Below are 22,474 nucleotides of genomic sequence, written 5' to 3'. Positions count from 1 at the left end.
GCTTTAGGCGGGTGCGCGCTGAATTACCAGCCGCCGCTGCGCGCCCAGTCTTCCAGCATGGGCAGTCGGTCCCATCCCCAGAAAGGCTCGCTATCGATCATGAAGAAGGGTGAGCCGAAAATGCCGCGGGCGACAGCGGCGTCTCCCAGGGCGCGGGCACGCTCCTTGATGGCTGAGGCTTCCAGGCCTGCGCGCAGGGCGGCACGGTCAAGGCCGAGGGTCGGCGCAAGGCCCGCGACGGCGTCTGGATCGCTGGTGTCGAGCGCGCCGGAATAGTAGCGGCGAAACACGTCGCGGGCGAAGGGGGCCTCGTGTCCGGGATGGTTTGCCTCGATCCAGTAGAAGGCGCGGGTGGCGGGCAATGCGATTTTCGGATGATCCGGCGGCGGAGCGAAAGGCACGCCCAGGCGGCGGGCAGCGCGGGCCCAGTCATGCCGGGCATAATCGCCTTTCACCGGCGTGGAAGAAAGCCCGCGCATACCAGTCACCTTGAAGGCCGTGCCCAGCATGTAAGGCCGCCAGAGAACGGCTCGGCCCACGCGGGCGCCGAGCGCGTCAATCTCCAGCGCGGCGAAATAGGCGTAGCCGGAAGAAAAATCGAACCAGAACTCGATGGGGACAGCAGCTTTCATGGGGGTGGTTCCTGAGGACGCGGTTTCAGAAGAATTGACTGCGGGGAAAGGGAGAAAAGCGCAATCGGGGCGTTGAATGCCCCGTGGTAAAGTTTGACAGCGTGCCGGCGCCAATGATCATTGGTGGCAAAACAGAGCAAATCCGGGGAGCGCCATGAAATACGATCTGATCATTGTGGGCGGCGGCATAGGCGGATCGGCCCTGGCGGCGGTGATGGCGAAGGCCGGGTGGAGCGTGCTGCTGCTGGAGAAACAGGCGCAGTATGAGGACCGGGTGCGCGGGGAATGGATTGCGCCCTGGGGCGTGGCCGAGACCAAGCGTGTGGGCCTCTATGATCTGCTGAAAAGCGCGGGCGGGCACCACATCACCTCGCATGTGACCTATGATGAAAGCCTGCCGCCGGAGCTGTGTGAGCAGGCGGCGATACCGCTGGGCCTGCTGCCGGATATTGCCGGGCCGCTGTGCATCGGGCACCCGCATCATTGCGAAACTTTGTTTGGCGAAGCGCAGCGCGCCGGGGCGACGGCGCTGCGGCCTGTGGTGATCGACAGCGTGACGCTGGGAGCAAGCCCAAGCGTGACCTACACGCATGACGGCGCACCCCACACGGCCACGGCGCCGCTGATCGTGGGCGCGGAGGGGCGCCAGTCGGAAGTCCGCAGCAAGGCCGGCATCACCCTGCATCAGGACAAGCCGCATCACTGGTTCGCCGGGCTGCTGGTGGATAATGTGAAGGGCATCGACGATACCCGCCAGTCCATCGGGACGGAGCGGGATTTCGGCTTCCTGGCGTTTCCGCAGGGGGGCACGAAAGTGCGCGTCTATGGCGGCTATGCGCTGGAAGACAAGGCGCGTTTCAATGGCGAGAACCGGGCCCAGCGTTTCCTGGAGGCGTTCCGGTTTGACTCCGTGCCCGCGAATGAAGCGATTGCGGCGGGCACGCCCGTGGGGCCACTGTTCGCCTATTTCAACAATGACAGCTGGACCGACGAACCTTTTGCAGAGGGCGCCGTCCTGATCGGTGACGCGGCAGGGTGGAACGATCCGATCAACGGCCTCGGCCTCTCGATCACCTACCGCGATGTGCGTATTGTGTCGGATATTCTCAAGGGCGCCGGGCCAGGCGGCAAGCCAGACTTTACGCCGTATGCAGAAGAACGAGCCGAGCGGATGCGGCGGCTGCGCTTTGCCGGGCAGTTGCAGGCCGCCCTCGACATGGAATTCGGAGAGACGGCCCGCGCGCGGCGCCACGCCTATCACATGCGCCGTCTGACCGATCCGACGATCGGGATGCACGGCGTTGCCGTGCTGGCCGGGCCGGACATGGTGCCGCCGGAGTTTTTCACAGAAGCACATCGCCAACGCGTGCTGGAAGGAGCCTGAGCCGATGAGCATTGCGGACATCGAAGCGTTCAATGCGGACTGGCTGAAAGCGTGGTCTGACAAGGACACCGAGCGGCTGGTGTCGTTTTATTCCGAAGATACGGTCTATATGGACCCGCAGACGGCCGGTGGCCTGAAGGGGCAGGACGCGCTGCGGACCTATCTGCAAGGCCTGTTCGGGGCCACGCCGGAGATGGTGTATGTGCCCGAGGCGGTGTGGGCGATTGAAGGCGGGTTTTGCGGGCGCTGGATCTGCACGGTCGGGCCGGGTGGGGCTGGCGGCAGGCTGCGCGGCTTTGATCTCGTCCTCCTGAAAGACGGCAAGATCGCCCATAACGAGGTCTACGTGCACCAGTTGCCGGGCTGAGGGTGCGCGCAGGGCCGCGGGGCATTTCCAGCCTGAGCGCGTTTCTGCATCGATCCGTCATCTGAGGACTATCCTATTCCATGCGCCAGGATGACGGGGCCGGTGGTTGCCGCGGTCCTGTCCCGCGCAATCCGCTTATATTCCGGCGAGGCTGCCCAGGCGCGGAAGCGCGCTTCATCCGGAAAGGAAAGAAGGATCACCTTGTCATAAGGCCAGTCACCTTCTTCGCGTGCGGGGGCTTCGTCAGCGGCGAGGAGGCGGCCACCATGGGCGGCCAGTACCGGCATAAACCTCTCCACATAGCGCTGATAACGGGGGCGATCCTCAATCTTCAACTGGGCGATCACATAGACGGGCATGGCGTGGCTCCTTACTCTGGCCCTACGGCATCTCTGCGCCATAAAAGGCTTCGCCGCGCACCTGTTTCCCCTCCTCAAATACCATGAGTTCAGCCGCGCGCACCTGCCGGGCGCTGGCGCGGGAGTGGTAGTGAACGAGCAGGCTTTGCGTTTCCGGATCAACCTGCAGGGACAGCGGCGTGAAGTGCAGGCCCCCGGCCCGTTTGAGCGCGCCCTGCCAATAGGCCTTCAGCGCCGCTTTGCCCTGGATGACCGGATTGCCGGTGACTGCGGCAGCGACGGGGCTGATGAACACACCATCCTCCGCCCACGGCGCAATCACGGCGTCCATATCATGCGCGTTCCAGTCCCTGATCCAGGCTTCGGCATGGGCGATGAGATCGGCGCGGGAGAGTGTCGTCATGGAAACGCATTTCCTGTCTGTTGGTGCGCAGACCTTCGCCCGCCGCCGCAGATGCTGGCGAGTGAAGAAATCTCAAGCCTTGTTGAGGGCAAGGGGCAGGAAAGCTCAGCTCACGCGCGATGCAGGATTTTTCAGTTTTCACGGGCAGGCAGCCGGGAGAGGCAGAGGCCACCCGTTTCCAGCCAGAAGGCGCAAGACCAATGACCGACGATACCCTTCCGCTTCCTGCCGCCGCCCAGCAGCGCGTGCGCGAGAGCTTTGCCCGGCAGGGGCTGATGGCGCATCTGGGCGCAGAGATGACACAGGTGTCGCGCGGGAGGGTGGTGATCGTGCTGCCCTTCCGCGAGGAGCTGACCCAGCAGCACGGCTTTTTCCATGCCGGGGGCACTTCGGCGATCGCCGATTCTGCGGGCGGCTATGCCGGCTTCACCCTCTTCCCGGAGGGCAGCTCAGTGTTGACCGTGGAGTTCAAGATCAACCTCATCGCCCCGGCGGAGGGCGACCGGCTGGAGGCGGTGGGCACCGTCATCAAATCCGGGCGGACGCTGACCGTGTGCACACTGGAAGTCTTCGCCTGCAAGGGCGCGGGCCGCACGCTGGTGGCAGTGGGCCAGCAGACCCTGATCTGCCTGGAAGGGAAACCGGACCGCTGAAGCGAGGGCTTGATCTGAAACCGGTTCCGGCTCAAATACGCCTCGCGCGCGGGTGTAGCTCAATGGTAGAGCAGCAGCTTCCCAAGCTGACGACGAGGGTTCGATTCCCTTCACCCGCTCCAGTCCCCTCCACAAATCTGGCCTTTCCCGCCTCAGAACCTCGCCCGCAGCGTGATGCCATAGGTGCGCGGGTCAGCCGGCTGGCCGACATAGAGGCCGGAATTGCCAGGCTGAGCCGCCAGCAGTTCGAAATAATCCTCGTCCAGCAGGTTGCGGCCCCAGAGATAAACATCCCAGCCATTGGCGGCGCGGAAGCCGAGACGCCCGGCGAGCGTGGTATAGCCATCGACGGTGAGATAGCGGGACTCCGTCGGGCTGGAGGAGAAGTCCGAGCGGAAGAAGGCATCGAGCGCGGCGAAGTAATTGCCCTCGCGGCCCAGCAAGGCGCTCTCCCCGGAGGTGTATTCCCCGCCGACCGAACCCGACCATTCAGAGATACCCGGCAGCCGCGTGCCTGAAATATCGACGACCTGCGGGCCGCCGGTATCCTCCAGCGCAGGAGGCGCATCTGGGAAGGCTACATATTTTCCCTCCGTCCAGGCGAGCGCGGCATAGGTAACGAAATTGTCCGCCCACTGTGCGCGGCCATCGAATTCAACGCCCCGCACCCGAACCTTTTCGGCATTGGCGAGATATCCCCGCAGAACCCCGATCTGGGCGTTGACGACGCCGACCTGATAATCCCGGATCTCGGTTTCATAGGCGGTGAGGTTTGCGGTAAAGCCATCCCGGGGTTCGGATTTCAGGCCCACTTCAATATGGCGCACATCTTCGGGTTTAACCGTCGCCAGCTCAATGGCCGGATTGCCGGCCGCATCATTGGGAATGCCGCTGAGGTTGAGGCCAACAGGTTTGAACGCAGTCGCATAGGTCGCATAAAGGTTGAGCGCCGGGCCGACTTTATATGCGGCCGTGATCTGGCCCGAGACATTGGTATCATCAGCATCCGCCGAATAGGTCAGCGGCGCCAGCACGGAGCGCTGCAGGGCAATCAGCGCCGGATTGGTCGTCTGGAGGCCACCATAGACCTGCGCGTCATAGTCGACACTCTTTTTGTCATAGTTGAGGCGAAGGCCAGGCAGCAGGCGAAGCCTGTCGGTCACCCGCCATTCTAGCTGGCCGAAGAGGGCGGCGCTGGTATTCTTAGACTGAATGTCCGATCTCTGACCATATCCGTCGAGCAGGCCGGGCGTATCCCACCCCGCTGATGATGGGTTGAGCAGCCAGCGCGCCGCCGCGCTGCCCTGCTCCTGGTTTCCTGTGGAGTCGATCTCCTGGGCAAAATAGAAAGCGCCGGCAACGAAGCCGAGACGCTCGCTGAGGTCGCCGGCATAGCGCAACTCCTGTGTCCATTGGGTTTGCTCGGAGGGATTGGCCGAAACGGTGGTGATCGGCAGGCCGAGGAAGTCCCGGTCATTCGAAGGCCCCCAGTTCCAGAGACGCCAGGCGGTGATGGAGGTGAGCGTGCCAGGGCCAATATCCCAGTTCGCGGTGAGCGATATGCCCCCGATATCCTGGTTGGACTGATGGTAGGTGTCGGCGTCCGTCAGCCGGTCAAACGCGTTGAAGCTGGGCGGGGCGTAGCCGAAATAGTCCGCCAGCGCCTGATACTGACGATTGGCCGGGCGCAGCGTCGGCGCAACGCCCACCGGAACCAGCGCATAGCCATTCGGGCGCTGGCGGGTATGGTCGCCCGCCAGGATGATTTCTAGGCTGTCGGTAACATTGAACAGCAGCTGGCCGCGCACGCCCAGATTATTCAGATCGTTGATATAGTCGTTATCGCGCACGTTATAGAGCGTGCCGTCACGCTGCGTTCCCGAGAAGGAAATCCGCCCGGCGATCTTGTCCGTGATCGGACCGGATATCGCGCCCTTGGCCTGTGTATAACCAAGATTTCCGTAAGTCAGCTCCACTTCCGTTTCCGGTGTGGAGGAGGGCTTTTTCGTGGTGATGTTGATGGCGCCGGCGGTGGTGTTCTTCCCGAAAAGGGTGCCCTGCGGGCCGCGCAACACTTCAATCTGGGACACGTCGATGAAGTCCAGCGTCGTGGAGGCGGGCCGGGCGTAGAAAACACCGTCCACATACATGCCCACACCGGCATCAAGCCCGTCATTTGTCAGGCCATAGGGCGCCCCGACGCCGCGGATATTGATCGAGGTGTTGCGCGGATTGGTCGAATAGAATTGCAGCGTCGGCACAATTTCCCGCAGGCGTCCCACATTGAATGCACCGCTCTCGGCGATGAAATCTTCCGTCAGCACCGAGACGGGGATCGGCACATCCTGAAGGTCTTCGCTGACGCGCCGGGCCGTAACGGTGATGGTTTCGCGGCGAAGTTCGGGGTCAGCCGGCCCGGCTTCGGCAGGGGCAATTTCCTGCGCGACGGCGGTGGGGGCAAGCGCTGCCACAGCAACGGCGAGGATGAGGCGGGGTTTCAGGGCCATGTTCGGTCTCCAATCGTGCGGAAAAGGGCGTTGGCGTCACCGGCCATTTGGGCGAACAATCATAACCCTATCAACCCTACCAAATTAATAGACTATACAGGTGGCCTAAACGTTGCCTCTTGTGGCCCGCGCGCCTAAAGAGGCCCGGACAGGACGGCGGATGATGATTTCTCAAAAGGCCAAATACGCGCTCCGGGCGCTGCTCGCATTGGCGGAAGCCGAAGAAGGCGCCCCGGTTTTCATCGCTGACATTGCCGAAAGCCAGGCAATTCCGCGTAAGTTCCTGGAGCAGATCCTGCTTGAATTGAAGCATAGCGGCATCGTGGTCAGCCGCCGCGGCAAGACGGGCGGCTATCTGCTGCTGCGCCGGCCCGAAGCGATCACGTTCGGCGAAGTGTTGCGCATTGTGGAAGGGCCCCTGGCGCCGTTGCCGTGTCTTTCCAAGATGGCCTACCGGCGCTGCGATGACTGTACCGATGAGAAGGCCTGCCGTATCCGGCGCGTGTTCGCGGACGTGGCCGAGGCAACCCGGAAGGTGCTCGACAGCACCACGATTGCCGACGCCATCGCTTCGGACAAGACAGGCCAGGTGCGCCAGTCCATCGCCGGGTGAGCGCTCGAGATGGTCGTATTGTACTGTTATAAAAGAAATTTTCTGTTTTCTGGGCTCTTTGCCTGGGGCTGGGGCAGGCCATGGGCATCCGCTCTGGGGTGCAGGCTGGCTTAATCTGCTGCCTCAGCGTAAAAGGCGCGCCATGAACGGATTTCTTCTTGTTGCCCTCGGCGGCGCCATCGGCGCGAGCCTGCGCCATGGCGTGGGAATGGTGGCTGTGCGCCATCTGCCGCTCGGCTGGCCGTGGGGCACGGCATTTGTGAACATCCTCGGCAGCCTGGCGATGGGCCTGCTGGCCGGATGGCTCGCCCTGAAGGCAGAAGGCATCGGGCAGGAAACCCGTCTCTTCCTCGCCACCGGCGTGCTCGGTGGCTTCACGACATTCTCCGCATTTTCACTCGAGATCGCCAACATGCTGCGCTCAGGCGATGCGCTGAAAGCCGGGCTTTACGCCATGCTTTCCGTTTTGCTCGGCGTGTCGGCCCTCTTTATCGGCCTCTGGATGGCCCGCAGGATATTCGCATGAGCGGACAGATTATTACCGAAACCGTGTCGGAAAAGGAAACCGGCGCGCGCCTCGATCGCTGGCTGAAGCGCCGCATGAACGTGACGCAGGGCCAGGTGGAGAAATTGCTCCGTACCGGGCAGATCCGCGTCAATGGCGGCCGGGCAAAGGCAAACACCCGCCTTGAGACGGCTGACGAAGTCCGCTTCCCGATCTTTGCCTCCGAAGATGCCGGCGCCCGCAAGGCGGCAACTGCGCGCAGGATTTCCGAAGAAGACCGCGAATTCCTCCGCTCCATCATCATCTATGAGGATGATGACATGCTGGCGATCAACAAGCCGGCCGGGCTTGCCGTTCAGGGTGGTTCAGGCCAGGGGCGCCATGTCGACGGCCTGCTCGCGGGCATGGAAGAAGACGGCCACCGGCCCGTGCTGGTCCACCGGCTCGACAAGGATACCTCCGGCGTCCTGCTGCTGGCCAAGCACCCCGCGGCGGCCGCCCGGCTCACCGAACTCTTCCGTGGGCGGGAGATGGACAAGGTCTATTGGGCCGTGACCGTGGGCGTGCCCAGCCCCCAGGCCGGCCAGATCCGCTGCTGGATGGTCAAAGGCGTGCCCGACATCAACGAGCCGTCAGGCTATCGCCCGGTTGACCCCTACGCCACGCGCCGCCGCGATGGTGACCGTGAACGGATGATCCGCTCCGCGCAGGGCGTTGAGGGCGCCAAGCATTCGATTACCGATTATGCTGTCGTTTCCACGGCAGGCCCCAAGGCCGCCTGGGTGGCGCTGCGCCCGGAAACAGGCCGGATGCACCAGCTGCGCTTCCATATGCTGGAAATGAACACGTCCATTCTGGGCGATCATAAATACAAGTCTCGCCGCGAAGTGCCTCACGGCCTCGCCGAAGGCCTGCACCTGCACGCCCGCGCGCTGATCATCCCGCGCGAGCATGGCAAGCCGATCAAGATCATCGCGCCGCTGCCCCCGCACATGAAAGAGACCTTCGAAACGCTCGGTTTCCTGGAACAGGAAGCCGGCAAGGATCCGCTCGCCCCCTTTATCTGATATGCTCCTGACACTGCGTTTCTGGATTAATTTGGCCATCGGCGCCGGGCTCAGCGGTTCGGTGTTCGTGATCTACATGTTCTTCTCGCGCGGCATGTGCCGGGCGGCGCTGGAGTTTGCCCCGGCCTGCACGCTGGAAAGCCGCTGGCAGGCCTTTCTGCTGAATTGGGAATCGGCGCTGTTTTTCCTTCCCATTGCGCTCTGCATCGGTGCGATCGTGGGCATGCGGGTGGCAGGGCGAAAAAGCCGGGAGAAGAAGACGTGAAGCTGACAGAACTTCGTCTTGCCATATGGGACGTGGACGGAACGCTGGTGGACAGCCGCGATGTGATCCAGGCCTGTATGGAAACCGCCTTCCGAGGCGCGGGCCTTCCGCCGCCGGACTATGACGCCACCCGCCGCATTGTCGGCCTCAGCCTTACCGAAGCCCTCTCAACGCTCGCCCCGCCCGATATCGGGTTAGACCGGCTGGCGGCGCTGGTGGAGGCTTACAAACAGTCCTTCGTCATCCATCGCACCACGCCCGGCCATCACGAGCCGCTCTATGCCGGCGCGCTGGAGCTTCTGGACCAGTTGAAATCCGAAGGCTGGCTGATGGCAGTGGCCACCGGCAAATCCCATCGCGGGGTGGAGGCGCTGTTCGAGAAACACAAGCTGCGCCATTTCTTCGATACTGTCTGGTGCGCCGATGATGGCCCCGGCAAGCCGCATCCCTTCATGGTGGAGCAGGCCATGGGCGCGCTCGGCTGCGCCCCGCAGGAAAGCCTGATGATCGGCGACGCCATCCACGACATGGCCATGGGCAAGGCGGCCGGCGTGCGTGCCCTGGGGGTCAGCTGGGGCTTCGGCAAGGCAGAGGAACTCGCCGCCGCCGGGGCCGACGAGGTCCATCATGAATTCATGACCCTGACCGAAAGCCTCAGAACCTTCGCTTTCGCCTGAGACGGCGAGAATCAGTCGAGGCTGGCGGAAGCGGCAGGGTGTGCCCCCCCCCGGTGACGCCGCTTCCAGTCCAAGCGCAGGCGGTCGCCCGCCGTGCTGCGGGAACGACAGATCCGGCCTTGGAACTCCCATTTCATCCGCGCCCGCCCGGCATGATTTTTACAGATTGTTAGGAACATTTGGCGCAATCGGCGCGTTAAGCGGGAAATGTTCTCCCAAGAGTGTGCCGTGCTGGGCCAAGCGCAATCGATAGAACCATGAAAACCCTTATGATAGAGCTGGGAATTGCCGGGGCGGCGCTGTTCGCCCTCGGCGCGTTTGTGGCAACCCGGCCCCAGACAGCCGAAGCCGTCCAGGCCTCCACGCTGACACAGTTTACCAAGTCCGATTTCGCCGCGTTCGACCGCAACTTCGAGCTGGACGGGGCCACATGCAAAGTGGGCCTGAGGCGCGACCGGCTCTGTTTCGGGCGCTCCCCGGTCGAGGATATCTTGGCGCCGGGCATGGCCCTGCCGCCGGAAGTGCCGATGGTGGGGGCTGAATTCCGCGTGATCGTGGTCACCGAGCTGAAAGCGGAAAGCCTGCGCACCATCCGCTTTGGCCGGTCGCTGGCGCTGGTCGACCCCGCCACCCGGCATGTGCAGGATGTGATGTCCCTCTCTGCGCCCACCTTCGAAAAGGCCCGCCCCGCCGCGGTCTATCCCACCGCTCCCTAGCGCCGGGCTTGGAACCGGCCGCTGATCGTCGTAAGGGCAGGGCATGACCGGCACACCTTCTTCCTCTGATCGCCCCAAACGCTTTTACAAGGACGTCACCGTCGAGCCCGCAGAGGGCGGCGGCTGGCAGATCCTGCTGGATGGCCGCAGCATCAAGACGCCCGGCCGCGCCCTGCTGCGCCTGCCCACCGAAGCGCTGGCCGAGGAACTCGCGGAGGAATGGGCCGAGCAGAAGACCTATATCGACCTCTTGCACATGCACCTCACCCGGCTGGCCAATGTCGCCATCGACCGCGTGCCGGAGCTGCGCGAGGAAATGGCCGAAGAAGTTGTACGCTATTGCGAGACCGATCTGCTTTGCCACATGGCTGAGGAGCCCTTCGAACTCGCCGCCCTGCAGGAAGCCCGCTGGTCGCCGGTGCGCGACTGGGCAGCGGAAAATCTCGGCGTCATCCTGATGACCACCGAGGGCATCATCGCCGCGCCCCAGCCCGGCGCCTCGCTGCAGGCAGCGCGGGACTATGCCCTCAGCCTCGATGATTTCCGGCTGACGGCGCTCGTCTATGGCTGCGGTCTCTATGGCTCGGCGCTGCTGGCGATGGCGCTGACAGAGGGCGCGCTGACCGCCGAGTCCGCCTTCCATCTCTCCCGCATCGATGAAGAATGGCAGATGCAGCGCTGGGGCGAGGACGAAGAAGCCCGCACCGCCGCCAATGCCAAGGAAATCGAATCCGACGCCCTCGGCCGCTGGCTGGAGAGCCTGCGGGACTGATTGTTTCGAAATGAAAACAATATTGACTTTTGCGAGAACTAGTGCGCAATCCTAAGTAGGATTGTGTGGGGGGGTCAATATGTTTCGCCTACTGACAGTTTTTGTTGTACTTTTCCTATCAGCCTGTTCGGCGGGCAATCTCACGGCAATACATAAACGAACGGAAATGGCCCCGAAGGCCGGCAAGGCGCAGGGCGTTTTCATAGATGCAGAGCAGCGGGCTGTTCTATCGGTCCAGCGCCCGGCCAGATACGAATGGCGGCTCGACCCCTCCGGCACGTATCAATGGGTCAAGGTTGAAGACCCCCGACAAATCACTTGCGCAGAGCCCTCGCCGGATGCGCTGTCCGCAATTGCCGCCCAGGCGGGTGCCAGTGTCTCCGAAGTATCCACTGCTCTTTCCGCTCAAGGCGGCATCTCGGAAACGGCGGCAAGCATCGGACTGCGTACACAGACGATACAGATTCTGCGGGATGGATATTACCGGCTTTGCGAAGCCCAGATGAATGGCCTTCCGGATGTGCAGTACGCCATGATGCTGCGTCGCTTCCAGACGCAGATGATCGCGCTCTTGGCCATTGAGCAGCTTACTGGGGCGGTTAAGGGATCAGACGCCGTTGTCTCCGCAGCGGCGGGCAGCGCTCTTAATATGAAGGAGGTCTATTCCCAGAGGGCGGCGCTGGCATCGGCCGAAGTGGGACAACTTGAATTGGACATCGCCGCGGAAGAAAAGAAAGTTCAATTGCTGAAGGAAGCCAACACCAAGTGCCAGGCTGACGCCGCCAAACAATCTGCTGGTTGCAGCGTGGCTGATGGGGTGGCGCGAGGATTGGAAATTGCGGAAATCGAAGCCACAGTAGAAAACCTCAAACGCCGTAAAGTCCATGCTCAGGCGATGAAGGAGTCCAGCACCGCCATGGCCGCCGCCGCTGTCCCGGCGTCGGATGCCAGAGGCGGTGGTTTTGTTGTCTCCCCCTTGCCGCCTGCTGCTGCTCCCCGATCGGTTGCTGACGCGGTGACCGAGATAGCACTCGCGATGATCGAGCAGGATTATGGCACACAGATGTGCCTGGAATATCTCCGGGAAGGCAACCTGTCGGGCGAGGACGTTGAAACGGCCTGCAAGGGGGTAGTGGCTGGATATGCCCAGCAGTTTACCGACCGTGCCACCAGCCGTGCCAACGCCGAAAAACGCCTCGACGAAATCTGGGCGGCAGTCCTCAAAGACGGAAAGATCGATGCCACGGAAGTCGAGATGATCAAGATGCTTTCCTCGGCGGTTTCTCCCGGCGCCACGCCAACACGCACCAATCAGGGCCCGTGGGCCGGATTGTTCGGTGGCCCGCCGCAAATTTCGACCGCGATGCGGCACGAAACTGATCGCGGGGTGCTTGCCAAGCTGCTGGAAAGCCTAAGAGGTGAGCGGGAAACACCAGAATAGAGAGCAGGGTCGTCATCGGTAGCCCTTCGCTTCCTGACAGCCAGATGAACCGGGGTGAAACCGGGAATGAACGCGCGCTTCAGGGCCGGTTTGGCGGGGGTGTGGTTTTCTGTTCCCATGATGAAGCCCATCAGAACTCTTGGAGCCGCCGTCGTTGCGCTTGCTGCGCCGGCGCTCTTCGCCCTCCCGGCAGCCGCAGACGGCCCGCGCGGGACAATTGCAAAGGTCGAGACGCCGCTGCTCGGCGCGCAGGTGACCCTCAGCGCAGGCGTTGGCCACCGCGATGATTTCCGCGGCCCGCGCTATAATGGCCGCAACGAATGGGGCCAGACGGACCGGCAGGTGGCTGACCTCCGCCGAGATGCCATTCAGGCCTGCCGCTCGGCGATCCGCACGGAAGGCCGCCGCGCCGGTTTCCGCGAGGTCGACTTCGACAAGGATCAGTGGGCCCGCCAGCTCGGCCCCCGCAATTTCTTCGTCACTTTCCAGGAGGTCGAGTTTGAAACCGGCCGGCGCGATATCGAGGCGCGGGTCGATTGTGAGGTGCGCAACGGCCGTGTGACCACGGTTTCGGGCATCCCCCACAACCGCGATTACCGCAAGGGACCGCCTCCCGGGCGCCGCTGGTAACGCAACGTAACCCTTAATCGCCGCAAAGCGCCCCAGGCCTGGAGCCCTGGGGCGCATAGCTTTGTTGACCCTGCGCGAGCTTGCCAAGCCTCACGGAGTGGCTATTCAGTCACGCGGAAGCATCAAAAATCGGACGGATTGAAGGAGCAGCGCGGCATGCAGGATCTCATCGAGGCTCTCGAGCAGAAACGGGCAGACGCCCGCATCGGCGGCGGCCAGGCCCGCATCGACAGCCAGCATGCCAAAGGCAAGCTGACCGCGCGCGAGCGCATCCATGTCCTCCTCGATGAGGGCAGCTTTGAAGAATACGACATGTTCGTTGAGCATCGCTGCGCCGATTTCGGCATGGAAGAGCAGAAGATTCCCGGCGATGGCGTCGTCACCGGCCATGGCACGATCAATGGCCGCCTCGTCTATGTCTTCTCCAAGGACTTCACCGTCTTCGGCGGCTCGCTCTCCCGCGCCCATGCCGAAAAGATCGTCAAGGTGCAGCAGATGGGCGTCAAGAATGGCGCGCCGGTGATCGGCATCTTCGATGCGGGCGGCGCGCGTATTCAGGAAGGCGTTGATTCGCTGGCCGGCTATGCCGACATCTTCATGGAGAACGTCCTCTCCTCCGGCGTCATTCCGCAGATTTCCGTCATCATGGGCCCGTGCGCCGGGGGCGACGTTTATTCGCCCGCGCTGACTGACTTCATCTTCATGGTGAAGGACACCTCCTACATGTATGTGACGGGTCCGGACGTTGTGAAGACAGTCACCAATGAGGAAGTCACCCACGAGACCCTTGGTGGCGCCTCCGTTCATGCCAAGAAATCCGGCGTGGTCGATGGCGCGTTCGAGAACGACATCGAGGCGCTGGTCCAGATCCGCCGCCTGATCGATTATCTGCCTGCCTCAAACCGCGACAAGCCGCCAGTCCGCCCGGTGCATGACAGCTTCGACCGGCAGGAAATGAGCCTCGACACGCTCGTGCCGCCCAATCCGAACACGCCCTATGACATGAAAGAGCTGATCACCAAGGTGGTCGACGAGGGCGACTTCTTCGAGATCAGCCCCCAGTTTGGCGGCAACATCATCTGCGGCTTTGGCCGCATCGAAGGCTCGACCGTCGGCGTGGTGGCCAACCAGCCGATGACGCTTGCCGGCGTTCTGGACATTGACGCTTCCCGCAAGGCCGCCCGCTTTGTGCGCTTCTGCGACTGTTTTAACATTCCGCTGGTGACGTTCGTGGACGTACCGGGCTTCATGCCGGGCACCAAGCAGGAATATGGCGGCCTCATCAAGCACGGCGCGAAGCTCTTGTTTGCCTATGCCGAAGCCACCGTGCCGAAGGTCACCGTCATTACACGGAAAGCCTATGGCGGCGCCTATGACGTGATGAGCTCCAAACACCTGCGCGGCGACGTGAACTATGCCTGGCCGACGGCCGAAATCGCCGTGATGGGCGCCAAGGGCGCCGTCGAGATCATCTTCCGCAAGGAAGCCGGCGACCCGGAAAAGCTCGCCGCCCGCACCAAGGAATACGAAACCAACTTCGCCAACCCCTATGTGGCCGCGAAGCGGGGCTATATCGACGACATCATCATGCCCCACAACACCCGCAAGCGCGTGGCCAACTCCCTCCGCACGCTGAAGAACAAGTCACTGACCAATCCGTGGAAGAAGCACGATAACATTCCGCTATAGGGCGGGAGTCTGATCGGTGTTGCGCAGGCAGCTCCTTTGTCTCGCAATAGCGGTCATGGGCTGACCTGCTGCGCGCGGACAGAAGCCGAGATTTCCCAGGAAGCTGACACGTTCAAGCCATTGATTGCTGAGGCGGTCATCCAGTTCTATGGCCCATCGTGTGGGCGAGCAGGATTGCTGCCTCTTGAAGAAGCCGCTCGGTTTTCAGAAGAAGAGGAAGCAGTTTGGTCTGGCCAAATTGCTGATTTGAATGGGGACCAAATCGCGCGTCTCGCTATCAAATGCGCTGAAGAGCATAGCGCTACAGAAGAGGGCTATAACCGCAACCTGCTATACTTGCTGGTCAAGAGTGCAGACAAGGGAAGCGCTTTGGGGCTGAACGAACTTGGAGCCGCCCAGATGTATTGTTATCAGGGCGTGAAGCGCGATATTCCGTCAGCGGCCAAATGGCTTGAGGCTGCAGTGGCCAAGCATGATACCCAAGCGATGCAATCGCTGGGATTTTTGCACGTCAACGGACTGCTCGGTGGGGAATCCTCCTTCGAGTATGGCAAATCGCTTCTGCTCAGATGCTCCATTGTCGGCAACCAGGACTGCAAGACCCAATACGAGTTCCTGGGTAATTCGCCGTAGACACTCGGTAATGGGCGGAACCCACCATCCGACGCCCGATGCGTAGGCGACGGCTTTATGGTGGGTTTCGCTTCGCTCTACCCACCTTACGGGTTGCCCACACCTTCCCACCCCCGCCCCGATATGCCACCAATGCCTCCAAACAGGCCGCGCCCGTCTGGTGCAGCGGCGGCAGAGAGGAAGTTTCAGATGATGAACCGGTTTGCGGGCACGGCGCTGGCGGCGCTGTTTGTGGTGGGCGCGTGCGCGCATGAGGCAAAGGCCCCGGCCCCGGCCATCGCAGAGGCGGCGCCCGTCCCGGTGACGGAGACCTTCTCCGTCCGCCTGTTTGGCCAGACCCTCGGCCAACTCGTCGCCATCACCGAAGGCAACACCATCAAGGTCGACTACGAATTCCGCAACAATGGCCGGGGCCCCACGCTGGCCGAGACGATCACGCTCAGCGAAGACGGCCTCCCCATCGGCTGGACCATCGACGGGGCAACCACCTTCGGCAACGAAATCCACGAAACCTTCGCGCTGACAGATGGCGTTGCCAGCTGGACCGACACGACCGGGTCTGCCACCGCCGCGCAGACAGAACCGGCCATCTACATTCCGCAGAACGCTTCGCCCTACACCCTCGCCATCTATGCCAAGGCGCTGCTGGCCGATGACGACAGGACATTGCCGGCCTGGCCGGCGGGCACCCTGTCGATGAGCCCGCAGGGCACGCTGCAGATCGAGGGCGAAGGCGGCCCGGTGCCAGCCACCGCCTATGCCCTCGTCGGCGATGATGTGGACCCCACCTATTTCCTCACGGATGAAAAGGGCGGGCTGTTCGCGCTGATCTCGCCGCGATTTGTGGTCGTGCGGCAGGGTTATGAAGAGGCTGATGATCAGCTTAAGGAGCTTGCCACGCGCCTTTCGACCCGGCGGCTGGAGACCATCCAGGCCGAAACGGCGCACAAATTCGATGCGCCGCTGGCGATTACCAATGTCCGCGTCTTTGATCCTGTGGCCAAGGCGATGTCTGCGCCGTCCACGGTATTTGTCGAAGATGGCGTCATCGCATCGGTCACAGTGGGGGCTGCTGATACGTCCGGCGCGTTTGTGGTGGATGGACAGGGCGGCTCGCTCATCCCGGGCCTCGCTGAAATGCACGGCCATATGGGCCAGGACGGCGCGCTGAAGAATATCGCCGCCGGCGTCACGCTGGTGCGCGACATGGGCAATGACAACCCGGTGCTCAGTGAGCTGATTGCCAAGATCGAGGCGGGCACGCTCGCCGGGCCGCGCGTCGTCCGCTCCGGTTTCATCGAGGGCAAGAGCCCCTTCAACTCGAACAATGGTATCCTCGTCACCAGCGAGGAAGAAGCCCTCGCCGCCGTCGACTGGTATGCCGATGCAGGCGATTTCTGGCAGATCAAGATCTACAATTCGATGAACCCTGCCTGGGTGCCCGCCGTTGTGGCGCGTGCCAAGGAACGCGGCCTGCGCGTAAGCGGCCATGTGCCCGCCTTCACCAATGCCGATGCCATGCTGGAAGCAGGCTATGACGAGATGACCCATATCAACCAGCTGATGCTGGGTTGGGTGCTCGCGCCGGAGGAAGACACCCGGACCCTGCTGCGCCTCACCGCGCTGCAGCGCCTGCCGAAGGTGGACCTCGACGGCCCGGCCGCCTCCCGCACGCTGGACCTGATGGCCGAGAACGGCGTCGCGATTGATCCGACCTATGCCATCCATGAGGCGCTGCTGCTCTCCCGCAATGGCGAGGTGCAGGCCGGCATGGCCGACTATGTGGACCATATGCCCATCGCCGTGCAGCGCGCGGCAAGGGCGGCCTGGTCCGCCATCGGCAGCCCGGAGGAAGACGCGGCCTATCGCGGCGCGTTCGACCAGATCACCGGCACCATCCAGCGGATGAAGGATCGCGGCGTATTCATCGTCTTCGGCACGGACCTCGGCGGCGCCCTGACGCTGCACCGGGAGCTGGAACTCTACCAGAATGTCGGCTTCACCCCGGCGGAAATCCTTGCCCGCGCCACGCTGGAAGCAGCTGACTATATGGGCCTCGGCGCACAGCTTGGCTCCATCGAGCCGGGCAAGCAGGCAGACTTCTTCCTCGTGCCCGGCAATCCGGTGGAAGACCTGAAGGCAATCAAGACCATCCGCCTCGTTTCGAAAGGCGACACGGTCTATTTCCCCAGCGAGATCTATCCCTATTTCGGCATCCGGCCCTTCACTGAAATTCCTGCAGTGACGGCGCCCGCATCGCGCGATTAGGCTGGCGGCAATCATGGAAAATCGCGGACCCTGAAGATGGGCCGCAAGCGGGAGGAGGCGCGGCGATGGCCGAAGATGCATGGCGGATGTATTTTGCGGAGATGGGCGGCCTGCCTGCCTCCATCGTGTTCAATGACGGCATTGCCAAACGCCTCGGCGATCTGCCGCTGACCCATGCGATGAAAATCCGCATCCCGCTGAAATCGCCGCGCGGGGACGGCATGACGACCCGCGAGGAATCCGGGCCCGTCAACCAGCTTGATGAAACCTTCGACAAGATCATCACCGAACATGGCGGGGAATATCTTGGACGGGTGACCAATAATGGCTCACGCTGGGTTCTGGCGCTGATCCCGGCAGGCCCGCGTGAGCTGGAAGCGGCGCTGAACGCGGCCGCCGCCGCGGCAGGTTACGCGCCGGAAATCCATGTCGAGGCGGACCCGGAGAAGTCCGTCTACTGGCAGGATCTTTACCCCACCGAGGATGACCGCCAGGTGATGGTGGACATGGAGGTGCAGGGCGCGCTGCAGCAGCAGGGCGATGATCCGGCCAAGCCGCGCGAAATCGGCCACTGGGTCTATTTCCAGGAAGAGACGGCCGCGCAGGGATTCGCGCAATGGGCCCGCGACACCGGTTACCGTGTTGATTCGATTGCGCCCGCGCCGGAAGCCGGCCCGCTCTGGCTCGTCCGGATGACCCATCGCGGCACTTTGCAGCTCAACGACATATCTGGTCATTCTTTGACCATCGCCCGGCGCGCGCGGGAGGGCGGCGGCCAGTATGACGGATGGGAATCTCCCGTCACTGTGTAGTAGGTACTACAGGATCGCCGATCTCCATCCATAACGGGTGCTGGTGCATGTTTGTACCCGGAATAGTGGCGCCTGATTACAAATTATGCCGGGACGGACAATTGTTCGCCAAAATATTGCGTCGAAGAGGTAACTCTAGCATTTCATCCCATACATGCTTCCGGTATGTAACCGCCGATGAATTTGGGTCGGAATCAGAAACAGCCTTCGCGGGGCAACCTCCTCGACCAGATCGGGGACAAAAAGCGCGTTCTGCGTTTCTGGCAGACGGCAACGATTGGCAATTCGGAAGATCGCCTGGAATACATGCAGTTCGGGGGCGATCATCTGCGTCCGCTGGTCTTCCTCACCTCGATCGAATACCCGACCAGCCCGCCCTGGGGCTTCTGTATTGACGCGGCCAATTCCGGGTTCGGGGTCTTCAGTATCCGCCGTCCGGGCTTCGGCGCGTCAGACCCCGTCGCCAGCATCGATCAGCAGGCGGCCATTATTGAGGCCTTCTTTGAAGAAGCCGGCCTTGAGAACATCGTTCTCGTGTCGGTCGGCTCGGCCAACCCCGTGGGCGCGCGCCTGGCACTGAAATCCCGCCGGGTAACGTTCAGCGTGTTCGCCAATTGCGTCTTCAACCGGGATGTCATGGGCGAATTCCGGCCGGCCTGGTTTGGCCGCCTCCTGTCGCAGACAACTGAAAGCCGGGCAGGCGCGCGCATCTCGTTGGGCGCCATCCGGCAGGCGGGCAAACAGTTCGGCAGCCAGTGGTTTTATCAGACCTGCTTCCAGAAAAGCCCCGGCGATGTCGCCTATGTGAAAACCTATCCGCGTGAGATGGCCGAAGCCTGGGAAATCGCCAGCGCCATCACCCCGGAAACCTGGCAACAGGAACTGCAGCCCTCCTTGAGCGGTGATCCCTTCCTGCGGGATGGCCTGTTTTCCGCCGTGCCGGCACTGGCCATCTCCGGCATGGAAACGACCGACAGCTGGAAGCGGGGCTTTGAAAGCGAGGCAGCGCGCCTCGGCGTTCCGGTCTCGTATCTGACCAGCGGAGACATCCTGGTGCCGTATCAGTCGGGCACGGAGCTTCTGACGCTTCTCAAGGCGAAGGTTGCCGCCTGAAGGCAGTTTGGCCACAAGTGTTAGCAGGATATTAGCGCCGCCCTGTGGCGCGCCGGACACAGCTGTTTGAGCTTGCGCCTCTAAGGCCTTGAGAACATGGCAAGTGAGGCCCGCAGAATTTGTCCGTTAACAAACATTACGTTTTGGCGAGGTGGGCGCAGGATTAGAACCTTGTTAAGCCTCCGGCCAGACCCTCATCGCGGGCTGAATAACTGAAACTTTCGCAGGCGAGAGGTTCGCGATGAACAGGAAAACTGTGCGCTGGGGCACGGATACGGGCTTCGAGAAAAAGGTGAAAACCTTCGAGGATCATAACGAACTTTCCGCTCACGGATTGAGAGGAAAGCGGTCGAAGGGCGATCTTGGCTTGAGCCGCGGCATCACCCGCAAGGAAGCGCGCCGTGACGCGGCCGACGCCATTCCCGTTTCCGAGGCGATCACGCAGGATCAATGGAGCGAGCGCGAGCAGCTGATTGCCGAGCGCGCCGAAGAGGTGCGCCGGGGCTTGACCACATGGATGTCCTCCACCGCCGCCAGTGTCCGCAACTATATTCAGGATCAGACGCCTTCGGACATTCATCCCGATCAGCTGCGCGAAGCAATCAAGGCTGAGGAGCATGAATTCCGCCACTATGAGGTGGACGATACGGAAGACGCAAAATCCAGCCATTCTGCCGCGATCATTGAGCTGCAAAGCTTCCGCGAGCGCCATGGAGAGCAGATCGGCCAGCGCACGCCGGATATCAAGAAGAATGTGGAACAGGCCATCGCCATCCTGATGTTCGTGATGCTGGTGGAAGGCGCGTTCAATGCGCTGCTGTTCAAGGATGCCCAGTCTTCCGGGCTTCTCGGCGGGCTGATGATCGCGTTTGGCGTATCGGCCGTGAACGTGCTTTTCGGCGTCGTGGCGGGCTTCTTCGGGCTGCGCTATCTCAATCATCCGGCCCTGCCGGCAAAGATTTCCGGGGGCACAATTGCCGGCATCTGTATCCTGATCGGCATCTTCCTCAACTTCTTTGTGGCGCATTACCGGGACGCGGTGGAGCATGCCCTGGCCGCAGCGGAGGCCGCTGGCCGGCTGGCGGAATTCTCCATGTTTGAAATCCCGCCCGGCGCCGTCATGCGGGAGATGTTCCCGAACATCTTCAGTCTCGACAGTTTCGTGGCGCTGGCGCTGCTGATCCTTGGACTGACGGTCTTCTCCATTGCCGTTTATGAGGGGTATGACCGGATCTCCGACAAATATCCCGGCTATGGCCGCGTCTGGCGCAAGGAACGCAAGGCCTATGAGCGCCGCCAGCAGCTGCGGGAGGATTTGCGAAGTGACCTTTCCGATTATTTTTCCGCCAGCCGATTGTGGTTTGAAACCCAGCTTTCCCGCCATGCCCAGGCAAAGCGCGAGATCGAGAAGGCGATGAACGTGATCGAGGCGCGGCGGGATATTGCCGTAGCCGTCGCCGCAAAGGCGGCCGATCAGGAACGCGGCCTGAAGGTTGCCTACCGGCAGGCCCACCGGCGCCAGCGCAACCAGCTGCGTGACAAGCTGGGCGAGCAGGCCGCGTGCCCGGCCTATTTCGACGAAATCCTGACGCCGCAACTGCCGCCCTTCGATTTCAGCAAGGAGCGCGCGCAGGCCAACGCCGCCATCAAGACGATCGAGCAGAACATCATGGCGCTGAACCTGACGCGCGAATGGCTGGAGACGCATATCCAGCATGTGCAGCAGGGGTTGTCTTCAGTTGAGAAGAAGGTGGTTGAGGAGATTGCCAGGGTGCGCGACGCCAAGGGCGGCGACGCCAAGAAAGCCGGCTGAGGAGAGCGCCATGCCAAGACGCAAGGAAAGAGGCCCCTGGTTCTGGCGCGGCGCGATTGCGCTGATGCTGACCTCCGTGTTCGGACTGTTCGCGGCAGCGGCGATGAACCAGCCCCCGGCGACCGACAGCGAAACCAATTGCCGGATGGACCGGCAGGACCCCTCTCACACCATCGTTCTGGTCGACCAGTCTGATCCCTTCAACGCGACCGATCTTGCCTGGGTGCGCGCCCTGCTGGAGGACGAGGCGCGGGCGCTGCCGAAATATGGCCGCCTGACGCTGAGCGTGCCCAATGCGGCCTCTCCCTATGATCCGCTCACGGTCTGGTCGGGCTGTTCGCCGGGCAGCGCGGAAGGGGCCAATCCGATTTTCCAGAACCCGCGCATGATCGAGCAGGCCTGGCAGGCGAAGTTCCACAAACCGCTGATGGGGCGCGCCGATGAGGTGCTGGTGGACACGGTTGCGCCGAGTTCGCCGCTGATGGAGGCGATGTTCACGCTGGGCGACCGTCCGGATTTCCAGGCCGGGGTTCCGGCGCGGCGGCTGATCCTGGTGTCAGACCTGATGCAGCATTCGAAAGACTTCTCGATGTACAAGACCGGTACCGAATGGGAGGCGTTTGAAGACTCGCCCCTGATGGACCTGCGGCCTGGCCTGGAGGGCGTGGCGGTGGTCGCCCGCGTGGTGCCCCGCCAGGAATACGCCCTGCCGCTGGGCGAAGTGAAAGCCTTCTGGCAACGCTGGTTCCAGGACACCGGCGCGGAATATGGCTCGGTGACGTGAACTCAGGATAAGGGCAGGGCGAACCCCGTTGGATAGGGCGTTGGCGGTGAGGGTCTTATGCTCTGGGGGAGTAGGCGTGAGCGACCTGAGACATAGGTGACAGATTGTACCGGACACATGGGTAACACTTTTCGCTTTGGCGGGAGGTTGGGATGCCATGGAAGGACGGAACAAAGATGGATGAACGCCTGCGATTTGTGGCTCGCCGCCTGGAAGGTGAGTCGATGAGCGATTTGTGCCGGGAGTTCGGGATATCCCGGAAGACGGGCCACAAGATCTTCAACCGGTACAAGGAGGAAGGGGTGATTTCGCTATGCGACCGCTCGCGCCGGCCGGTGCTGTATGCCAACCAGCTTCCGGGCCAGATCGAA

The 22,474-nt window shown here is 62.4% G+C and carries 24 protein-coding genes and 1 tRNA gene; 21 read left to right on the top strand and 4 right to left on the bottom strand.

All coding sequences use genetic code 11. The annotated features are described in order from the left end of the window. Positions 1-23: 23 nt before the first annotated feature. Positions 24-632: a 2-hydroxychromene-2-carboxylate isomerase gene (locus BBF93_RS13020; RefSeq protein WP_114106207.1), complete on the bottom strand. Its 609-nt coding sequence runs from the start codon at positions 630-632 to the stop codon at positions 24-26. 154 nt (positions 633-786) lie between these two features. Here BBF93_RS13020 and BBF93_RS13015 point away from each other — a divergent pair, with 154 nt between their 5' ends. Continuing rightward, on the top strand, positions 787-2,016 hold the full coding sequence (locus BBF93_RS13015) for an NAD(P)/FAD-dependent oxidoreductase (protein ID WP_035602149.1): 1,230 nt from the start codon (positions 787-789) through the stop codon (positions 2,014-2,016). 4 nt (positions 2,017-2,020) lie between these two features. Beyond that, entirely contained in the window at positions 2,021-2,383 is a 363-nt protein-coding gene (locus tag BBF93_RS13010) for a nuclear transport factor 2 family protein (RefSeq protein ID WP_114106206.1), read from the top strand. 68 nt (positions 2,384-2,451) lie between these two features. Here BBF93_RS13010 and BBF93_RS13005 read toward each other — a convergent pair whose 3' ends face one another. Both BBF93_RS13005 and BBF93_RS13000 read right to left on the bottom strand, forming a co-directional pair. Beyond that, entirely contained in the window at positions 2,452-2,742 is a 291-nt protein-coding gene (locus tag BBF93_RS13005) for a DUF1330 domain-containing protein (RefSeq protein ID WP_035602143.1), read from the bottom strand. A gap of 22 nt (positions 2,743-2,764) precedes the next feature. Then, complete coding sequence (locus BBF93_RS13000; protein ID WP_114106205.1) at positions 2,765-3,145, bottom strand: nuclear transport factor 2 family protein; 381 nt, start codon at positions 3,143-3,145, stop codon at positions 2,765-2,767. Between the two features lie 200 nt (positions 3,146-3,345). Between BBF93_RS13000 and BBF93_RS12995 the strand changes: the two genes are divergently transcribed. Both BBF93_RS12995 and BBF93_RS12990 read left to right on the top strand, forming a co-directional pair. Beyond that, entirely contained in the window at positions 3,346-3,798 is a 453-nt protein-coding gene (locus tag BBF93_RS12995; RefSeq protein ID WP_035602186.1) for a PaaI family thioesterase, read from the top strand. A gap of 48 nt (positions 3,799-3,846) precedes the next feature. After that, positions 3,847-3,920 (top strand) — tRNA-Gly (locus BBF93_RS12990). A 30-nt stretch (positions 3,921-3,950) separates the two neighbouring features. On the opposite strand, the gene BBF93_RS12985 is transcribed toward BBF93_RS12990, so the two are convergent. Then, positions 3,951-6,305, bottom strand: a complete 2,355-nt coding sequence (locus tag BBF93_RS12985; protein WP_114106204.1) for a TonB-dependent receptor — start codon at positions 6,303-6,305, stop codon at positions 3,951-3,953. A 163-nt stretch (positions 6,306-6,468) separates the two neighbouring features. Here BBF93_RS12985 and BBF93_RS12980 point away from each other — a divergent pair, with 163 nt between their 5' ends. From BBF93_RS12980 to BBF93_RS12900, 17 genes are all read left to right on the top strand, one after another. Then, positions 6,469-6,918, top strand: a complete 450-nt coding sequence (locus BBF93_RS12980) for an Rrf2 family transcriptional regulator (protein ID WP_035602183.1) — start codon at positions 6,469-6,471, stop codon at positions 6,916-6,918. 142 nt (positions 6,919-7,060) lie between these two features. Next, positions 7,061-7,444 carry a fluoride efflux transporter CrcB gene (gene crcB, locus BBF93_RS12975; RefSeq protein ID WP_035602137.1) on the top strand — a complete coding sequence of 128 codons (384 nt, stop codon included), beginning with the start codon at positions 7,061-7,063 and terminating at the stop codon, positions 7,442-7,444. Continuing rightward, the gene (locus tag BBF93_RS12970; protein ID WP_035602135.1) at positions 7,441-8,490 is read left to right on the top strand and encodes an RluA family pseudouridine synthase; all 1,050 of its coding nucleotides are present in this window, start codon (positions 7,441-7,443) and stop codon (positions 8,488-8,490) included. The genes crcB and BBF93_RS12970 overlap by 4 nt, the downstream gene beginning before the upstream one ends. A gap of 31 nt (positions 8,491-8,521) precedes the next feature. Then, positions 8,522-8,755 (top strand): hypothetical protein, encoded by a 234-nt coding sequence (locus BBF93_RS12965; RefSeq protein ID WP_162786562.1) that lies wholly within the window; start codon positions 8,522-8,524, stop codon positions 8,753-8,755. Beyond that, positions 8,752-9,432, top strand: coding sequence for an HAD-IA family hydrolase (locus BBF93_RS12960; protein ID WP_233349124.1), 681 nt, complete (start codon positions 8,752-8,754; stop codon positions 9,430-9,432). The genes BBF93_RS12965 and BBF93_RS12960 overlap by 4 nt, the downstream gene beginning before the upstream one ends. Positions 9,433-9,689: 257 nt before the next feature. After that, positions 9,690-10,148 carry a hypothetical protein gene (locus BBF93_RS12955; RefSeq protein ID WP_162786561.1) on the top strand — a complete coding sequence of 153 codons (459 nt, stop codon included), beginning with the start codon at positions 9,690-9,692 and terminating at the stop codon, positions 10,146-10,148. 43 nt (positions 10,149-10,191) lie between these two features. Continuing rightward, positions 10,192-10,920, top strand: a complete 729-nt coding sequence (locus BBF93_RS12950; protein WP_114106201.1) for an ATP12 family chaperone protein — start codon at positions 10,192-10,194, stop codon at positions 10,918-10,920. A 79-nt stretch (positions 10,921-10,999) separates the two neighbouring features. Beyond that, a complete protein-coding gene (locus tag BBF93_RS12945; RefSeq protein WP_162786560.1) occupies positions 11,000-12,361 on the top strand; it encodes a hypothetical protein in 1,362 nt (453 codons plus the stop codon). Between the two features lie 117 nt (positions 12,362-12,478). Further along, complete coding sequence (locus BBF93_RS12940) at positions 12,479-12,991, top strand: hypothetical protein (protein ID WP_114106200.1); 513 nt, start codon at positions 12,479-12,481, stop codon at positions 12,989-12,991. A 156-nt stretch (positions 12,992-13,147) separates the two neighbouring features. Next, entirely contained in the window at positions 13,148-14,680 is a 1,533-nt protein-coding gene (locus tag BBF93_RS12935) for an acyl-CoA carboxylase subunit beta (protein WP_035602176.1), read from the top strand. 36 nt (positions 14,681-14,716) lie between these two features. Then, on the top strand, positions 14,717-15,313 hold the full coding sequence (locus BBF93_RS19560) for a hypothetical protein (RefSeq protein WP_162786559.1): 597 nt from the start codon (positions 14,717-14,719) through the stop codon (positions 15,311-15,313). A gap of 189 nt (positions 15,314-15,502) precedes the next feature. After that, complete coding sequence (locus tag BBF93_RS12925) at positions 15,503-17,581, top strand: amidohydrolase family protein (RefSeq protein WP_114106198.1); 2,079 nt, start codon at positions 15,503-15,505, stop codon at positions 17,579-17,581. A gap of 65 nt (positions 17,582-17,646) precedes the next feature. Next, positions 17,647-18,393, top strand: coding sequence for a DUF695 domain-containing protein (locus BBF93_RS12920; protein ID WP_114106197.1), 747 nt, complete (start codon positions 17,647-17,649; stop codon positions 18,391-18,393). A gap of 177 nt (positions 18,394-18,570) precedes the next feature. After that, positions 18,571-19,506, top strand: a complete 936-nt coding sequence (locus BBF93_RS12915; protein ID WP_114106196.1) for an alpha/beta hydrolase — start codon at positions 18,571-18,573, stop codon at positions 19,504-19,506. Between the two features lie 241 nt (positions 19,507-19,747). Next, on the top strand, positions 19,748-21,319 hold the full coding sequence (locus BBF93_RS12910; RefSeq protein ID WP_114106195.1) for a hypothetical protein: 1,572 nt from the start codon (positions 19,748-19,750) through the stop codon (positions 21,317-21,319). A 10-nt stretch (positions 21,320-21,329) separates the two neighbouring features. Further along, entirely contained in the window at positions 21,330-22,103 is a 774-nt protein-coding gene (locus tag BBF93_RS12905) for a hypothetical protein (protein WP_114106194.1), read from the top strand. 152 nt (positions 22,104-22,255) lie between these two features. Then, positions 22,256-22,474 (top strand): helix-turn-helix domain-containing protein (locus tag BBF93_RS12900; RefSeq protein WP_162786558.1); only part of this gene is annotated, 219 nt, incomplete at its 3' end.

Origin of the sequence: Hyphomonas sp. CACIAM 19H1, from assembly GCF_003325995.1 — a bacterium.
Taxonomy (GTDB): domain Bacteria; phylum Pseudomonadota; class Alphaproteobacteria; order Caulobacterales; family Hyphomonadaceae; genus Hyphomonas; species Hyphomonas polymorpha.
The sequence above is the reverse complement of the archived record's forward strand: the minus strand, read 5'-3'. Positions and strand labels throughout refer to the sequence as shown.

Bases quoted from the DNA above. Each gene is read 5' to 3' on its own strand.
- BBF93_RS13020 (WP_114106207.1), bottom strand. From the start codon at position 632: ATGAAAGCTGCTGTCCCCATCGAGTTCTGGTTCGATTTTTCTTCCGGC.
- BBF93_RS13015 (WP_035602149.1), top strand. From the start codon at position 787: ATGAAATACGATCTGATCATTGTGGGCGGCGGCATAGGCGGATCGGCC.
- BBF93_RS13010 (WP_114106206.1), top strand. From the start codon at position 2,021: ATGAGCATTGCGGACATCGAAGCGTTCAATGCGGACTGGCTGAAAGCG.
- BBF93_RS13005 (WP_035602143.1), bottom strand. From the start codon at position 2,742: ATGCCCGTCTATGTGATCGCCCAGTTGAAGATTGAGGATCGCCCCCGT.
- BBF93_RS13000 (WP_114106205.1), bottom strand. From the start codon at position 3,145: ATGACGACACTCTCCCGCGCCGATCTCATCGCCCATGCCGAAGCCTGG.
- BBF93_RS12995 (WP_035602186.1), top strand. From the start codon at position 3,346: ATGACCGACGATACCCTTCCGCTTCCTGCCGCCGCCCAGCAGCGCGTG.
- BBF93_RS12985 (WP_114106204.1), bottom strand. From the start codon at position 6,305: ATGGCCCTGAAACCCCGCCTCATCCTCGCCGTTGCTGTGGCAGCGCTT.
- BBF93_RS12980 (WP_035602183.1), top strand. From the start codon at position 6,469: ATGATTTCTCAAAAGGCCAAATACGCGCTCCGGGCGCTGCTCGCATTG.
- crcB (WP_035602137.1), top strand. From the start codon at position 7,061: ATGAACGGATTTCTTCTTGTTGCCCTCGGCGGCGCCATCGGCGCGAGC.
- BBF93_RS12970 (WP_035602135.1), top strand. From the start codon at position 7,441: ATGAGCGGACAGATTATTACCGAAACCGTGTCGGAAAAGGAAACCGGC.
- BBF93_RS12955 (WP_162786561.1), top strand. From the start codon at position 9,690: ATGAAAACCCTTATGATAGAGCTGGGAATTGCCGGGGCGGCGCTGTTC.
- BBF93_RS12950 (WP_114106201.1), top strand. From the start codon at position 10,192: ATGACCGGCACACCTTCTTCCTCTGATCGCCCCAAACGCTTTTACAAG.
- BBF93_RS12945 (WP_162786560.1), top strand. From the start codon at position 11,000: ATGTTTCGCCTACTGACAGTTTTTGTTGTACTTTTCCTATCAGCCTGT.
- BBF93_RS12940 (WP_114106200.1), top strand. From the start codon at position 12,479: ATGATGAAGCCCATCAGAACTCTTGGAGCCGCCGTCGTTGCGCTTGCT.
- BBF93_RS12935 (WP_035602176.1), top strand. From the start codon at position 13,148: ATGCAGGATCTCATCGAGGCTCTCGAGCAGAAACGGGCAGACGCCCGC.
- BBF93_RS12925 (WP_114106198.1), top strand. From the start codon at position 15,503: ATGATGAACCGGTTTGCGGGCACGGCGCTGGCGGCGCTGTTTGTGGTG.
- BBF93_RS12920 (WP_114106197.1), top strand. From the start codon at position 17,647: ATGGCCGAAGATGCATGGCGGATGTATTTTGCGGAGATGGGCGGCCTG.
- BBF93_RS12915 (WP_114106196.1), top strand. From the start codon at position 18,571: ATGAATTTGGGTCGGAATCAGAAACAGCCTTCGCGGGGCAACCTCCTC.
- BBF93_RS12910 (WP_114106195.1), top strand. From the start codon at position 19,748: ATGAACAGGAAAACTGTGCGCTGGGGCACGGATACGGGCTTCGAGAAA.
- BBF93_RS12905 (WP_114106194.1), top strand. From the start codon at position 21,330: ATGCCAAGACGCAAGGAAAGAGGCCCCTGGTTCTGGCGCGGCGCGATT.